Genomic DNA, 13,308 nt, shown 5'->3' on the forward strand with positions numbered 1-13,308 from the left:
TCAATCCTTCAGGCCGACGAGTGAGCGGGAAAACGCCCGGGCGTCGAAAGGTTGCAGGTCCTCGACGCCCTCGCCGACGCCGATCAGCTTGATCGGGCTGTCGGAGGCGCGCGCCACGGGCACCAGGACGCCGCCGCGCGCCGTGCCGTCCAGCTTGGTCATGACAATGCCCGAGACCCCGACCTGACCGCCGAAGATCTTCTCTTGGGCAAGCGCGTTGCGGCCGACGGTGGCGTCCAGCACCAGAAGCGTCTCGTGCGGATAATCCGGATCGACCTTCTTCACGACGCGGATGACCTTCAGGAGTTCGTCCATCAGGCCCTGCTTGTTTTGCAGTCGACCGGCGGTGTCGATCAGCACCACGTCATAGTGCTCGGCCTTGGCCCGCTCGACGGCCTCGTAGGCCAGGGCGGCGGCGTCCGAACCGGTGGGCTTGGACATGAAGTCGGCGCCCGCGCGGTCGGCCCAGACCTTCAACTGCTCGACGGCGGCGGCGCGGAAGGTGTCGCCGGCGGCGATCAGGACACGAGCGCCCTTCTCGGTCAGGTCCGCAGCGATCTTGCCCAGCGTGGTGGTCTTGCCCGATCCGTTCACGCCAATGAACAGCACGACATAGGGGCGGGGACCATTGAGCGGGTCAAAGTCGCCCTGACGGTCGGAAAGCTCGGCGGCGATCAACTCGGCCAGGGCTTCCTTGACCTCTTCGTCGGTCGACGACTTGCCAAAGCGCGCCTTGCCGAAGGCCTCGGTGATGCGCGCGGCGATCTGCGGGCCAAGATCGGCCTCGATCAGCATCTCCTCCAGCGCGTCCAGCTGCGCCTGGTCCAGAGGCTTCTTGGTGAAGACCCCCGTGACCTGCTCGGTCATCGCCTGGGAGGACCGGGTCAGACCGGACGTCAGGCGCTGGAACCAGCCTTTTTTCTGCTCGGGCTTATCGCTCATCCGCGCCCCTTTAGTCGAACGGGCGAAAGTGTAAATCAGGATTTAACGGGCGATGGTTAGCGCCACGCGCGGACCCATGCGAAGAAGAGGCATGGACTTGCAGCTTGACCCGCTCGGAACTGCCCTTTTCTGGCTCGACTACGCCGCTGCGGCGGTTTTCGGGGCAACCGGCGCCCTCGCGGCGGCGCGTCGCAAGCATGACATCATCACGTTCGGATTCTTCGCCGCCATCACCGGCGTGGGCGGCGGCACCCTGCGGGACCTCCTGATCGGCGCGCCGGTCTTCTGGGTGCAGCGTCCCGGCTACATCCTGGCCTGTCTGATGGCCGCCACCGTGGTCTGGCTGATGGGCAAGCGCGGCTGGCGGTTCCGGGCCCTGCTCTGGCTCGACGCGCTGGGCATGGCGGCCTACGCCGTGGTCGGTACGGCCAAGGCCCTGAGCCTGGGCGTCCACCCCCTGAGCGCGGTGGTGATGGGCGTGCTGACCACCGCCTTCGGCGGGGTGATCCGCGACGTGCTGGCCGAGGAGCCGAACCTCCTCCTGCGCCGCGAAATCTATATCACCGCCGCCCTGCTGGGCGCGGGGGTCTTCGCCGCGCTGAAACTGCTGGGCGCGCCGTTCTGGCCCGCCGGGATCGCGGGGTTCGTCGCGGCGTTCGGCCTGCGGGCCTGCGCGTTGAAGTTCGGCTGGAGCTTACCGGGCTTCGCCGGCGGCGAAGCTCCGGGCGACCTGCGTCAGTAGAACGCAAAGGCTTGCGCCTCGGTCGCAATTTCCCCCTTGCGCCGACGGCGACTTGATCCAATATCTGTATTGCGGGCCGGGCCCCTCTGACGACTCCCACGCCATAAGCGTGATCGTGATGTCGGACCGCGTCGGGTGCGCTCGGCGTCGGGTCCAAGGGAAGCCCCCCAGAACCCCCGCCAACCCGGTGCCGGGCGCTCCCTCTCAAACAGAGGAGAGCACGATATGTCCCTTAATCCCATCCATGCCGCGCGGGCGCGGATCAGCGAAACCTGGACGCCGGCACAGCTGGATCAATTGGACGCCCTCGTCGCGGTGTGCGCCCTGGTGGCGCGCGCCGACGGCTGGGTGACCCCGGAAGAACGCGCCCGCATGCTCGAGCGCATGCGCGGTCTGGCGGCCTTGGCGGTGTTCGGCGTCGACGACGCCTTGGAGGCGTTCGAGGCGCTCGAACGACGCTTCGAGCAGGATCCCGAAGGCGCCCAGTTCGAGGCTGAAATGGCGATCCGGCGGCTGCGCGGGCGAGACGACGCCGCCCGGGCGGTGGTCAACGCCGCCTGCGTCGTTGCTACGTCGGACGGCGGCCTCGACGCCGAGGAGAGAGACGTGCTGCTGCGGATCTGCGGCCTGCTGTCGCTCAGCCCCGTCCAGTTCGACCTCATCGCGGAGCGAGGCCGGCGATGAGAATTGGAACCCCTCCGCCGTCGACCTGGGTCGCGCTGAGGATGGCACAGCAGACCCTTGTCCAAGCCGCATCACACGCCAGCCAGCCGACCGCCAAGCCGGTGATGGGGCCTGACCGGGTCGAGCGCGGCCCCGCGTCTCGGCCGCTGACAGCGGGGCGGCTGGACATCCGGGCGTAACGCCTGCCCCCCGGCGCGCCGTTCAACAGCGGCGCGCTGGATCATCCCTTTCAAGGGCAAGGCGCGCCCCGGCCAGACCGGGGCGCGGCCAAGCCTCGACTCATCGCCGGCGACGCCGTCAGGCCGCGCGCGAGACGCGCGCGCCACCGTCTCGGCTAGAAACTGAACGAGATCATGGACCTTCTGACCGCGCCGATCATCGGCAAACCTCTTTGGATGTGGGCCGGCTTCATCGTCGGCGTCCTCGCGTTGCTGGCTTTCGATCTGGGGCTCGTGCCGGGCCGAAAACGGGGACCCCGTGAAATCGGGGTCCGCGACAGCCTGATGATGTCGCTGCTCTATATCAGCCTCGGGCTCGGTTTCGGGGGTCTGGTCTGGATGCAATTGGGCGCCACGGCCGGCGTCGAATATCTGACCGGTTTCGTGATCGAGAAGAGTCTGGCGATCGACAACGTCTTCGTCATCGCCCTGATCTTCGGCTTCTTCGCCATTCCGCCGGCCTTGCAGCACCGGGTCCTGTTCTGGGGCGTGCTGGGCGTCATCATCCTGCGCGGGATCATGATCGGCATCGGCGCGGCTCTGGTCAGCCAGTTCGGCTGGGTGCTCTACATCTTCGCCGCCTTCCTGATCCTCACCGGCGTGAAGATGCTGTTCGCCGGGGACAAGCCGGTCGACCTCAACGAAAACCCCGCGCTGAAGTGGCTGCGGCGTGTCCTGCCGGTCAGCGACAAGCTGGAGGGCGAACGCTTCTTCGTGCGCGGCGTCGACAAGCGCACGGGCAAGATGGCGCTGCTGGCCACGCCGCTGTTCCTGGCCCTGGTGTTGGTCGAGCTGGCTGACCTCGTTTTCGCCGTCGACTCGGTGCCGGCGATCTTCGCCATCACCACCGACCCCTACATCGTCTACACCTCGAACATCATGGCGATCCTGGGCCTGCGGGCGCTGTACTTCGCGCTGGCCGCCGTGCTGCATCGCTTCGCCTATCTGAAGCAGGCCCTGGCCGTGCTGCTGGTGTTCATCGGCGGCAAGATCTTCATCGCCGACGCCCTGGGCTGGGAGAAGTTCCCCGGCGGCCTGTCGCTGTCGATCACCTTCGCCATCCTGGCGGCGGGCATTGGCTGGTCGCTGTGGAAGACGCGACATCCGGCTTCGGCCAAGGCGCTGGGCGGGGATTAATCCCAGAACCCTGGCGAGGGCGCAGCGATCAGGCCGCGCCCTCGACCAACTCGGCGAGGGCGCGAGCGCCGTCGTGGCCGACGACCTTGAAGGCCGTGATGGCGCCCGGGGTCGCCGCGCCTTCGAAAGCGATCTCGGTGAAGTCCTCGGCGCGCGCCACACCCGGACGCTCGACCAGGCCCGACAGGGTGCGACCGACCTGGGCCTGAAGATGGCGCTCGAGACCGCGCTGCCCGGCCTCGCGCAGGCGGCGGGCGCGGTCCTTGATCACCGGCCCCTTCACGGGCGGCATCCGCGCGGCCGGCGTGCCGGGGCGGGCGCTGTAGGGGAAGACGTGCAGGAAGGCCAGGCCCGCCTCCTCGACGAGCTTCAACGTGTTCTCGAAGGCCTCGTCGGTCTCGGTCGGGAAGCCGGCGATCAGGTCGGCGCCGAAGGCGGTGTCGGGGCGCACGCGGCGCACCTCGGCGACCAGCTTCAGCGCGTCCTCGCGGCTGTGGCGGCGCTTCATGCGCTTGAGGATCAGGTTGTCGCCGGCCTGCAACGACAGGTGCAGATAGGGCATCAGGCGCGGCTCGGTCTCGAGCAGCTTGAAGAGATCCGGATCGATCTCGGCCGCGTCGATTGACGACAGGCGCAGTCGCGGCAGGTCCGGAACCATCCGCAGGATGCGGCCGACCAGCTGGCCCAGGGTGGGCTGGCCCGGAAGGTCCGCGCCCCAGGACGTGACGTCGACGCCGGTCAGCACGACCTCGCGATAGCCCTCGGCGGCCAGCTTTCGGACCTGCTCGACGACCTCGCCGGCCGGGGCCGAGCGCGAGTTTCCCCGGCCATAGGGGATGATGCAGAAGGTGCAGCGGTGATCGCAGCCGTTCTGGACTTCGACATAGGCGCGAGCCCGGTCCTTCAGGCCGTCGATCAGGTGACCGGCGGTCTCCTTGATCGACATGATGTCGTTGACCCGCACGCGAGCCGAGGTGTCGGTCAGGGCGCCGGGCGCGGCCTTCTCGGCGTTGCCGAGCACGAGGTCGACCTCGGGCATGGCGGCGAAGGCGGCGGGATCCACCTGGGCGGCGCAGCCGGTGACGATGATCCGCGCGCCGGGCCGCTCGCGACGCGCCTTGCGGATCGCCTGGCGCGCCTGGCGCACGGCCTCGTTGGTCACGGCGCAGGTGTTGAACACCACCGCGTCCGACAGTCCGTCGGCCTGGGCGCGCGCGCGCATGGCCTCGCTTTCATAGGCGTTCAGGCGGCAGCCGAAGGTGACGACGTCGACGCCGTCCGGGCCGGAGAGCGTGGTCGCCGGTCCGCCCTCCTCGCCGGCCTCTGGCTTGGGCTTCGGAGCGGCCTTGATGAGGGTATAGTTGGCCATGGCCCTAAGCGGCGACCGACTCCGGCAGCTTGCCGGCGTATTCCATGGTGATAGGACCGGTCATGATCACGTGACCGTCGCTCTCGCGCCACTCAATGGTCAGCGACCCCGTCTCGAACTCGACCCGCGCCGTGCGGTCGGTCAGACCCCGACGCACGGCGGCGACCTGGGCGGCGCAGGCGCCGGTGCCGCAAGCCTGCGTCAGACCCGCGCCGCGCTCCCAGACCTTCAGGCGGATATGGTCGCGCGCGGCGACATGCGCGAAACCGACATTGACGCCTTCCGGGAACAGCGGGTGATGCTCGACGAGGCTCCCCGTCCCGCGTGCGAAGTCGTCGGTGACCGGCGCGTCGACGAAGAACACCACGTGCGGATTGCCCATCGAGACGCAGACGGGCGTGTGGACCAGCGGCGCATCGATTGGACCAACCTGCAGCTCGACCCGCTCGGTGTTCATCTCCTCGGAGAGCGGAATCTGCGTCCAGTCCAGGCCCGGCGGCCCCATGTCGACCGTCACCAGCCTGTCGCCAGCGGCCTTGCCCGACAGACGCCCGGCCACGGTGTCGAAGGCCACCGCGTCCTTGTCGGCCGACTGCATCAGCAGCCAGGCGACGCAGCGCGTGCCGTTGCCGCAGGCGCCGGCTTCTTCCCCGTCAGCATTCCAGAACCGCACATAGGCCGAGGCGCCCGGCGCCTTGGGCGGATCGATGGCGATCACCTGGTCACAGCCGATCCCCCCGTCGCGCTTGGCGATCGCGCGGATCTGCTCGGGCGTCGGGTCGAAGCGCTCGGTGAGGGTCTGGATGACGACGAAGTCGTTGCCCAGCCCGTTCATCTTCAGGAAGGTGCGGCTCATGACGCCGCTATATAGGGGAAAGCGGGCGAGAATGCACCGCGACGAACAGCGCGCCGGAGAGACCATGGGCGAGACCGAGCAGACCGATCTGCGACTCCGCGCCCGACTGAGGGCGCTTTATCATGGCGCGTCGCCCACGGCGGTGCGCTTCCGCTACGCGATCATCCTGATCGACCTGGCGATCATCGCCTTTTTTATCGCCGCGCCGCTGATGCAGCGTCATGGGTTGACCTTCTACCTGATCGACTATGGCGTCGCCGCCTTCCTGGGCCTGGACCTTGCCGCGCGCGCCATAGCGCACGGGGATCTGAAGTCGTGGCTGAGGAAACCGATCGTGTGGGTGGACCTGTTTGTCCTCGCGACCCTGCTTTTTCCGGCGTGGTTGTTTAATTTCGGCTTCCTGCGCGTCGTTCGCCTGTGGACGCTGATCCACAGCGAGTTCTTTTGGCGCACGGTCGGGCGCCGCTACGACGACACCCGCGTGGAGGACATCACGCGGGCCGCCAGTTCGCTTCTGACGTTCGTGTTTGTGGTCACGGGCTTCGTCTACACCAGCTTCGTCGGTCGTCACGACGGCATCGCGGGCTATGTGGACGCGCTCTATTTCACCGTCACCAGCCTGACCACGACGGGCTACGGCGATGTGACGCTACCCGGCGTCTGGGGCAAGCTGCTGTCCATGGCCGTCATGCTGGGCGGCGTATCCCTGTTCATCGGTCTGATCCAGTCGATCCTCCGCCCGCACAAGGTCGTCCATCCCTGCCCCGACTGCGGCCTTCGTCGGCACGATCCAGACGCGGTTCACTGCAAGGCCTGCGGCAGGCTGTTGAACATTCCCGACGACGGGGTGTGATCGCGCGGAGTATAGCCCTGGCGCGGGAAAAAATTTGCGCTACCGTCCCGCGCCATGACCCTTCTCCGCACCTGCTCCGCGATCGCCCTGGCCGCGATCCTTTCCACCGGCTCGGCCACGACGGCCTTGGCGCAAGACAGCGATCCCCACCTTGCCCTCGAGGCCGTCGAGAGCCCCGAAGCCCTCGCCTGGGTGAAGGCGCAGAACGACAAGACGCTGCCGCTGCTGTCCGGCGATCCGCGCTTCGCGGGCCTGCAGGCCGACGCCCTGAAAATCCTGTCCGCCAAGGACCGCATCGCCATGCCGAACTTCGTCGGCAAGACGGTGTTCAACTTCTGGCAGGACCAGACCCATGTGCGCGGGATCTGGCGGCGCACCAGCCTTGAGTCCTACAAGTCGGCCGATCCCCAATGGGAGACGGTGATCGACCTCGACGCCCTGGCCGCCGCCGAGGGCAAGAACTGGATCTGGAAGGGCGCCGACTGCCGGCCCAAGACCCATGACCGGTGCCTGGTGAACCTGTCCAATGGCGGCAAGGACGCGGTCACCGTCCGCGAGTTCGACCTCGTGACCAAGACCTTCGTCGATCCCTCGGCCGGCGGCTTCGTCCTGCCCGAGAGCAAGCAGTCAATCGAGTGGCTGGATCCCGACACCCTGATCCTGACCCGCGACTGGGGTCCGGGCACAACCACCGACAGCGGCTATGGCATGGTGGTCAAGACGCTGAAGCGCGATCAGGCCCTGGACCAGGCGGTCGAGATCTATCGCGGTCGGAAGAGCGATGTGTCCGTGCGTCCGAACGTGTTGCGCGACGCCAAAGGTCGTCGCGTCGTGCTGATCGAGCAGGCGACCGACTTCTTCAACAGTCTCTATTTCCAGTGGACGCCCGAGGGCTTGGCCCAGCTGCCGCTGCCCAAGCAGGGCGGCGTCATCGGCATGCTGGATGGCGCGCTGGTCGTGAAGACCGAGGAGCCCTGGACCTTCGCCGGCGTCGCCATTCCGGCCGGCAGCCTGGCCCTGGTCTCGCCTGAGCGCCTGCGTCCGAGCAGCGAGATCGTGACGTCCAACGGCTGCAACCCCTGCGCCATTCTCTCACCGGGTCCGCGCCAGTCGATCGCCCAGGCCACTGTCACCGACAACCGCGTGGTCGCCGTCGTCTATGACAACGTCCGGGGCTCGCTGGTCAGTCTGGAGAACCGGGGCGAGCGCGGGGTGGTCAAGACCAGCCTGCCCGTCATCGACAACGCCGCCGTGACCCTCGGCTCGCATTCCGACGAAGGCGATCTGGTCTTCTACACCGATGAAGGCTTCGCCACCCCGACGCAGCTGAAACTGGCCGACGCCACGGGAACCACCGCCCAGACGGTGAAGGCCCAGCCGGCCCAGTTCGACGCCAGCAAGCTGGAGGTCGAGCAGAAGGTCGCCACCTCCAAGGACGGGACCAAAATCCCCTACTTCCTGATCCATCCCAAGGGCCACAAGCACGACGGCAAGAACCCGACGTTGCTGCACGCCTATGGCGGCTTCAACCTCTCGAAGCTCCCCGTCTATGACCCGCTGATCGGCAAGCTGTGGCTGGAGCGCGGCGGCAGCTACGCCGTCGCCAATATCCGCGGCGGCGGCGAGTTCGGTCCCGGCTGGCACCAGGCGGCGCTGAAAGCCAATCGCCAGCGCGCCTATGACGACTATTTCGCCGTGGCCGAGGATCTGATCGCCAAGAAGATCACCTCGCCCCGTCACCTCGGAGCTTATGGCCGCTCGAACGGCGGCCTCCTGATGGGCGTGGCCATGACCCAGCGGCCCGACCTCTGGAACGCGGTGGTCGTGGAAAGCCCGCTGCTGGACATGATCCGCTACACCCAGCTGCCCGCCGGAGCCTCGTGGATCGGCGAGTACGGCGACCCGGCCATCCCGGCCGAGCGCGCCTGGATCGAGAAGTACAGCCCCTATCAGAATCTCAAGGCCGGCGTGAAGTACCCGCTGGCCTACATCACGACCTCGACCAAGGACGACCGCGTCCATCCGGGCCACGCCCGCAAGTTCGCCGCGCGTCTGGACGACCTGAAGGTCGACAACCTCTATTTCGAGAACACCGACGGCGGCCACGCCAATGGGGCCGACCCCAAGGCCAACGCCCGTCGCTGGGCCCTGCACTACACCTACCTGTCGCGCCAGTTGATGGATCACTAAATGCGTAAGTCGCTGCTTGCCCTCCTCGCCACCACGAGTCTGATGACCCTCACCCCTGCGTTCGCTGCCGACACCGCAAAGCCCGCCACCGAGGCCCGTACCCCCCTGGCGGAGCTGGGCAAGGACGATCCGTACATCTGGATGGAGGAGATCGAAGGGACGCGCGCCATGGACTGGGCCAAGGCCCAGAACGCCCGCTCGCTGCCAGTGCTGCAGGGCGACGCCCGCTATGCGGACCTTGAGTCCAAGGCGCTGGCGATCCTGAACGCCAAGGACCGGGTGCCCGGCGTGTCGTTCGCCGGGGACGGCTCTCTGCGCAACTTCTGGCAAGACAAGGACCACGTGCGTGGGGTCTGGCGGAAGACGACCCTCGACAGCTACCGCACCGCCGAGCCCGCCTGGGAAACGATCCTGGACATCGACGCCCTGGCCAAGGCCGAGAACGCCAACTGGGTGTTCAAGGGCGCCAGCTGCCTGCCCCCGGACGACGCCCGCTGCCTGGTGACGCTCTCGAACGGCGGCAAGGACGCCGTGACGGTCCGTGAGTTCGACACCGTCACCAAGAGCTTCGTGCCGGGCGGATTCGCGCTGCCGGAAGGCAAGCAGAACTACACCTGGCTGGACAAGGACACCCTGCTGGTCGGCCGCGAATGGACGCCCGGCGAGCTGACCAAGTCGGGCTACGCCTATGTGCTGAAGACGCTCAAGCGCGGACAGGCCCTGGATCAGGCCAAGGAAGTCTATCGCGGCGTCGAGACCGACGTTTCTGTCAGCCCGTTCGTGCTCCGTGACGCCGACGGCAAGGTCGTGGCGGTGATGGCCACGCGGGGCGTCACCTTCTTCGAGACCGAGACCTATCTGATCGAGGGCGACAAGCCCGTGAAGCTCGACCTGCCGCTCAAGAGCTCGATCCAGGGCTATGTCGACGGCCAGATGGTCGTCCTGATGGAGCAGGACTGGCCGGCCAAGGGCTTCAAGACCGGCGACCTGATCAGCTTCGACCTCGCCAAGCTGAAGGCCGCGCCGGACAAGGCGGTCGCCACGCTAGTGCTGCGGCCCACCGCCCGTCAGTCGGTGGAGCAGGTCCAGACCACCCGCACCAAACTGGTTGTCGGCATGCTCGATAACGTCAAGGGCGCGGCCAAGGTGTTCACCCACGGCCCCAAAGGCTGGACAGCGCAGACCCTGGACCTGCCCGCCAACAGCTCGATCGGCCTGGGGTCATCGGACGAGAAGGGCGAGCGTCTGTTCGTCACCGTCACGGGCTACCTGACGCCGACCACCTACTGGCTGGCCGACGCCGGGTCTCTGAAGCTGGAACAGATCAAGGCCTCGCCGGCCCGTTTCGACGCCTCGACCCACGTGGTCGAGCAGTTCGAGGCCACCAGCACCGACGGAACCAAGATCCCCTACTTCGTCGTGCGGCCGAAAGACGTGAAGTACGACGGCTCAGCCCCGACCCTGCTCTACGCCTATGGCGGCTTCCAGGTGCCGATGACGCCTGGCTATTCGGGCGTGATGGGCAAGCTGTGGCTGGAGCGCGGCGGCGTCTATGTCGTGGCCAATATCCGGGGCGGCGGCGAGTTCGGCCCGGCCTGGCACGAGGCGGGGCTGAAGGCCAATCGCCAGAAGGTCTATGACGACTTCTTCGCGGTCTCGCAGGACCTGATCACCCGCAAGATCACCTCGCCGCGCCGCCTGGGGATCATGGGCGGCAGCAATGGCGGCCTCCTGATGGGCGTGGCCCTGACCCAGCGGCCCGACCTCTACAACGCCATCGTCGTGCAGGTGCCGCTGTTCGACATGATCCGCTACAGCCAGCTCGGCGCGGGCGCCTCGTGGGTAGGCGAGTACGGCGATCCGGCTATTCCCTCGGAACGCGCCGTCATCGCCAAGTACGATCCGTACTCAAACCTCAAGGCCGGCCAGAAGTATCCCGAGGTGTTCATCGAGACCTCGACCAAGGACGATCGCGTCCACCCCGCCCACGCCCGCAAGGCCGCAGCGCGGCTGATGGAGCTGGGCTATCCGGTGCTCTACTACGAGAACATCGACGGCGGTCACGCGGGGGCCGCCAACCTCGCGGAGACGGCGCGCCGTCAGGCCTTGGAGTATGTCTATCTGACGCGCAGGCTGATGGACTGATCGGGCTGGCGCCGCTCGCTCATCCTTAAGGAGAGACGAGCGGCGCAGAGCCTCACGTAACAGCGTCCCGTCAACCCTAAGGAAATCTCTCGGCGCCAGAGTGCCCGCCGACTCTTCCCGTCGGACAGGCTCTTTTGCCCATAGAAATCGTCAAAGCCCTGGATCTCTCCGCCGCCGACCTTGCGCGGTGGACGCAGCTGCGCCGGGGCCAGACGCGGCTGGACTCTCCCTTTCTGTCGCCGCAATGGACGCTGTCGGTCGCCCGCGCGCAGGCCGACAAAAGTGACCAGGTGAGGGTCGCCATCGAGCGCGCCCCTGGGGGGGAGGCCATGGCCTTCCTTCCGGTGCGTGTCCGTCAGGACGTGGCGATGCCCGTCGGCGCGCCGATGTGCGACTATCAGGCCCTGATCTCCGCGCCCGGCGTCACCATGGACCCGCGCGACCTGTTGCACGCGCTCGGCGTGGGCCGGATCGACTTCTGTCACATGATGGCCGACGACGAGACTCTGGGTCGCCACGCGCGCGGCCAGACCGACAGCTGGATGGTGGAGCTGCCCCACGGTTATGACGCCTACGCCAGCGAGCGACGGGCCTCCGGCATCGGCGTCCTCAAGGATATCGACAAGAAGCGCCGCAAGGCCGAGCGTGAAGTGGGCCCGTGTCGGTTCACGGCGATGTCCAGCAGCCAGGCCGCCTTCGACCAGTTGATCGCTTGGAAACGCGTGCAACTGCTGCTGACCCACCAGACCGACCTCTTCAAGGCCCCCTGGGTCCACAGGCTTCTGGACGACCTCTTCGAGCGGCGCGATCCCGACTTCGGCGGCGGACTCTACACCCTGCATCTGGGCGAGCGGCTGGCGGCGGTGCACTTTCACCTGCGCGGCGAGCACACCATCCACGGCTGGCTGATCGCCCACAACCCCGACCTTGAGCGCTATTCGCCGGGCATGATGCTGTTCCAGGACATTCTCAAGAGCATGGACGGCACGCCCTACACCCGACTGGATCTCGGAACCGGCGACTACCGCTTCAAGCGCGAACTCTCCAACGCCCGTCAGCGCGTGGTGTTCGGCTTCCTGGGATCGCCCTCGGTGCCGAGCCTAGTGCGACACGCCGTCTATGGCGTCCGCAGCGTGGCCGAGGCCCTGCCGCTGGGCCGGATTTCCGAACTGCCTGGCAAGGCGATGCGGCGGATCGACCTGCTGCGCGGCCTGCACTGACGGCCGGGCTTCAGGGCCGGGAAGGGGCCGCGTTGATCCGGATGGCCTGGGGATCAATCCCGCCCGCCGGCCACGCGCGCGTCCATCCATACTTCAGCTCGCCTTCGCGAAAGGCGAAGCGGTCCAGGTGTCTGGCCACAACGTCCTCCAACCTCGCGAGCGCCTCCAGGTCGGCGGCCTCGACCGTGATATCGAGACCATCGCCGTGCGCACTCATTCGGCACGTTCCGAGCGGCAGTGGAAAAAAGGCCGAGGCGTCGTCGTAACGGACCTCAAACTTGTGGCTCCAGTGCTTGGCGAGCTGGATCATGTAGCGGGCCGCCTTTTCGGTGGCGACCCGGGCATGGCTTTCCATAGGCTGTCTTTCCTAGATGGACTCGATGACGGCTGCGGCGTCGTCCAGCGCCTTGGCGACGGCGGCGATTTGCTCGGCGGTCAGTTGGCCGCCATGCAGTTTCAAGCGCAGCGCTGTCTTGAGGTTCTCGCGAGCCCGCATGATCTGCGGTGAGAAGGCCGCGCTGGTCGACGCGGCCTCGGCCATGCGCTCGAACAGCGATCGCACCGACGGCGCATTGCTGGCCAGAAACGCCTCGCCTTCCGGGGTGATCGCGTACAGCTTCTTGCCGCCCACCGCTTCGCTGGCGACCACGTAGCCGAGTTCTTCCAGCAGGGTCAGGGTGGGATAGACCACGCCCGGGCTGGGCGTATAGGCGCCGCCGGCGGCCGTCTCGATCGCCTTGATCAGCTCATAGCCATGGCTGGGCTTGTCGGCGATCAGCTTGAGCACCACGAAGCGCAGATCGCCGTGGTCGAAGAAGCGGCCCATCCGACCGCCTCGCCCGCGCGGCCCGCCGTGCGCGCCATGAAAGCCGAACGGGTGCCGACCATGGTGTTCGCGCATCGAACCGCCCCAGCGGCCTGAATGATGATGATGTCGTCCAAACATGTTTTA

12 protein-coding genes are annotated in these 13,308 nt (G+C 67.2%); 7 read left to right on the forward strand and 5 right to left on the reverse strand.

Annotation, left to right across the window (positions count from 1 at the left end):
- Positions 1 to 942, reverse strand: coding sequence for a signal recognition particle-docking protein FtsY (gene ftsY, locus CSW63_RS22790; protein ID WP_062094144.1), 942 nt, complete (start codon positions 940 to 942; stop codon positions 1 to 3).
- 91 nt (positions 943 to 1,033) lie between these two features.
- On the opposite strand from ftsY, the gene CSW63_RS22795 reads away from it, so the two are divergent.
- From CSW63_RS22795 to CSW63_RS22805, 3 genes are all read left to right on the forward strand, one after another.
- Complete coding sequence (locus tag CSW63_RS22795) at positions 1,034 to 1,684, forward strand: trimeric intracellular cation channel family protein (protein WP_168193718.1); 651 nt, start codon at positions 1,034 to 1,036, stop codon at positions 1,682 to 1,684.
- 225 nt (positions 1,685 to 1,909) lie between these two features.
- Positions 1,910 to 2,368, forward strand: a complete 459-nt coding sequence (locus tag CSW63_RS22800; protein ID WP_062094146.1) for a tellurite resistance TerB family protein — start codon at positions 1,910 to 1,912, stop codon at positions 2,366 to 2,368.
- Positions 2,369 to 2,709: 341 nt separating this feature from the next.
- Positions 2,710 to 3,723 (forward strand): TerC family protein, encoded by a 1,014-nt coding sequence (locus CSW63_RS22805; protein ID WP_168193750.1) that lies wholly within the window; start codon positions 2,710 to 2,712, stop codon positions 3,721 to 3,723.
- 28 nt (positions 3,724 to 3,751) lie between these two features.
- On the opposite strand, the gene mtaB is transcribed toward CSW63_RS22805, so the two are convergent.
- Together mtaB and dapF are read right to left on the reverse strand one after the other, a co-directional pair.
- Entirely contained in the window at positions 3,752 to 5,092 is a 1,341-nt protein-coding gene (gene mtaB / locus CSW63_RS22810) for a tRNA (N(6)-L-threonylcarbamoyladenosine(37)-C(2))-methylthiotransferase MtaB (RefSeq protein WP_062094148.1), read from the reverse strand.
- Between the two features lie 4 nt (positions 5,093 to 5,096).
- Positions 5,097 to 5,948 (reverse strand): diaminopimelate epimerase, encoded by an 852-nt coding sequence (gene dapF, locus CSW63_RS22815; RefSeq protein WP_062094149.1) that lies wholly within the window; start codon positions 5,946 to 5,948, stop codon positions 5,097 to 5,099.
- Between the two features lie 31 nt (positions 5,949 to 5,979).
- On the opposite strand from dapF, the gene CSW63_RS22820 reads away from it, so the two are divergent.
- The 4 genes from CSW63_RS22820 (at position 5,980) to CSW63_RS22835 (ending at position 12,356) form a co-directional block, all read left to right on the forward strand.
- Complete coding sequence (locus CSW63_RS22820) at positions 5,980 to 6,801, forward strand: potassium channel family protein (RefSeq protein ID WP_082749357.1); 822 nt, start codon at positions 5,980 to 5,982, stop codon at positions 6,799 to 6,801.
- Between the two features lie 54 nt (positions 6,802 to 6,855).
- Positions 6,856 to 8,991 (forward strand): prolyl oligopeptidase family protein, encoded by a 2,136-nt coding sequence (locus CSW63_RS22825; RefSeq protein ID WP_099502948.1) that lies wholly within the window; start codon positions 6,856 to 6,858, stop codon positions 8,989 to 8,991.
- Complete coding sequence (locus CSW63_RS22830; protein ID WP_062094151.1) at positions 8,992 to 11,136, forward strand: prolyl oligopeptidase family protein; 2,145 nt, start codon at positions 8,992 to 8,994, stop codon at positions 11,134 to 11,136. It begins immediately after the preceding gene.
- A 134-nt stretch (positions 11,137 to 11,270) separates the two neighbouring features.
- On the forward strand, positions 11,271 to 12,356 hold the full coding sequence (locus tag CSW63_RS22835; protein ID WP_062094152.1) for a GNAT family N-acetyltransferase: 1,086 nt from the start codon (positions 11,271 to 11,273) through the stop codon (positions 12,354 to 12,356).
- Between the two features lie 10 nt (positions 12,357 to 12,366).
- Here the strand turns inward: CSW63_RS22835 and CSW63_RS22840 are convergent, their stop codons facing one another.
- Together CSW63_RS22840 and CSW63_RS22845 are read right to left on the reverse strand one after the other, a co-directional pair.
- Positions 12,367 to 12,711: a DUF2218 domain-containing protein gene (locus tag CSW63_RS22840; RefSeq protein ID WP_062094153.1), complete on the reverse strand. Its 345-nt coding sequence runs from the start codon at positions 12,709 to 12,711 to the stop codon at positions 12,367 to 12,369.
- A gap of 12 nt (positions 12,712 to 12,723) precedes the next feature.
- Positions 12,724 to 13,302, reverse strand: a complete 579-nt coding sequence (locus CSW63_RS22845) for a PadR family transcriptional regulator (RefSeq protein WP_168193719.1) — start codon at positions 13,300 to 13,302, stop codon at positions 12,724 to 12,726.
- Positions 13,303 to 13,308: the final 6 nt, after the last annotated feature.

The sequence above is a fragment of the Caulobacter sp. FWC26 genome, assembly GCF_002742645.2.
Taxonomy (GTDB): Bacteria; Pseudomonadota; Alphaproteobacteria; order Caulobacterales; family Caulobacteraceae; genus Caulobacter.

Excerpts from the sequence above, each read along its gene's own strand:
- CSW63_RS22795 (WP_168193718.1), top strand. The coding sequence starts at position 1,034 with ATGGACTTGCAGCTTGACCCGCTCGGAACTGCCCTTTTCTGGCTCGAC.
- CSW63_RS22820 (WP_082749357.1), top strand. The coding sequence starts at position 5,980 with ATGCACCGCGACGAACAGCGCGCCGGAGAGACCATGGGCGAGACCGAG.
- CSW63_RS22800 (WP_062094146.1), top strand. The coding sequence starts at position 1,910 with ATGTCCCTTAATCCCATCCATGCCGCGCGGGCGCGGATCAGCGAAACC.
- dapF (WP_062094149.1), bottom strand. The coding sequence starts at position 5,948 with ATGAGCCGCACCTTCCTGAAGATGAACGGGCTGGGCAACGACTTCGTC.
- CSW63_RS22845 (WP_168193719.1), bottom strand. The coding sequence starts at position 13,302 with ATGTTTGGACGACATCATCATCATTCAGGCCGCTGGGGCGGTTCGATG.
- CSW63_RS22825 (WP_099502948.1), top strand. The coding sequence starts at position 6,856 with ATGACCCTTCTCCGCACCTGCTCCGCGATCGCCCTGGCCGCGATCCTT.
- CSW63_RS22840 (WP_062094153.1), bottom strand. The coding sequence starts at position 12,711 with ATGGAAAGCCATGCCCGGGTCGCCACCGAAAAGGCGGCCCGCTACATG.
- CSW63_RS22830 (WP_062094151.1), top strand. The coding sequence starts at position 8,992 with ATGCGTAAGTCGCTGCTTGCCCTCCTCGCCACCACGAGTCTGATGACC.
- mtaB (WP_062094148.1), bottom strand. The coding sequence starts at position 5,092 with ATGGCCAACTATACCCTCATCAAGGCCGCTCCGAAGCCCAAGCCAGAG.
- ftsY (WP_062094144.1), bottom strand. The coding sequence starts at position 942 with ATGAGCGATAAGCCCGAGCAGAAAAAAGGCTGGTTCCAGCGCCTGACG.